The organism is [Zimmermannella] bifida NBRC 103089 (genome assembly GCF_001570925.1).
GTDB lineage: Bacteria > Actinomycetota > Actinomycetes > Actinomycetales > Microbacteriaceae > Gulosibacter > Gulosibacter bifidus.
In genome coordinates, this window is record NZ_BCSP01000033.1 from 1 (window position 1) to 955 (window position 955).

Annotated in this window: 1 protein-coding gene; it reads right to left on the reverse strand. The window is 68.9% G+C overall.

Annotation, left to right across the window (positions count from 1 at the left end):
* Positions 1-10: 10 nt before the first annotated feature.
* A complete protein-coding gene (locus ZBI01S_RS09375) occupies positions 11-814 on the reverse strand; it encodes an IS5/IS1182 family transposase (protein WP_066059629.1) in 804 nt (267 codons plus the stop codon).
* Positions 815-955 lie beyond the last annotated feature (141 nt).

Sequence of the window (955 nt, forward strand, 5' to 3'; positions counted from 1 at the left end):
TGAGGTTTTCTCACCAGCGGCCTCGGGTCATGGTTGTGATGACGAGCGCGGCGGCGACGATGGCGCCGATGCGGGCAGGGTCGAGGGTGACGTGGCGTAGGGCTCGGTGCTGCTTGAGGATGGCGTTGGCGCGTTCGGCTGGTGCGCGCAGGGCGCGCAGCAACCGGTTCGTGGCGCGATTCCCACGGTCGAGGTTGTGGCCCTTGATCGGGGTACGGATCCCGATGCCCGCGCCGGCGTAGCCCTTGTCCGCCAACGTGGGCAGGCCTTTCGCGGCGGCGGGGTACAGCAGTGGGAAGGCGTGGGTGCGGGCGGCGGTGATGTCGTGCGTGGATCCGGGTTCGACGGGGCTGGTCCAGAGTGGAAAGCCGGTGTGGTCGGCGAGGACTTGGACGTTGCCGCCGTGGTGGTGGTGCTTGCCGGAGTACCACACGTCGTAGCTGTTTGTGCTGGTGGAAGGGGCGGCGCATCGGTCGGTGTGGATGAGGGTGCCGTCCAGGCAGACGAACGGGGCGCCGGCGGTCAGCTGGCCGGTCAGGACGTCTTCGAGGGTCGGGGCTTGGTCGGCGACGACGTCGATAGCCTCGTGCAGGTACCGGTATGCGGTCGCTTGGGACAGGCCGTGATCACGCGCGAGGCGGACGACTGGGGTGGCGTCGATCAGCCACCGCAGGAACAGGACGGCTTGGGTCCAGCACGTTGCGGCCCGCTGGTAGGAGCGGGTGTCGTGGACTCTTCGGTGATGCTGCAGCCACGCGGACACGCGACGGACGACGACCAGGGGGACGGGCAAGGTGGCACGATAGGACAGCACGCGGGGCTCGGTTCGGGCGAGGGGACAGAGGCGAAACCGAGCCTGACCACCGGGCCCCGCCTGCGCCTCTGCGACACGCCGTTCCCGCAGGTCCCAGCCCGGCAGCGTGATCAGACCCTCAAACCCGGTGAGAAAACCTCA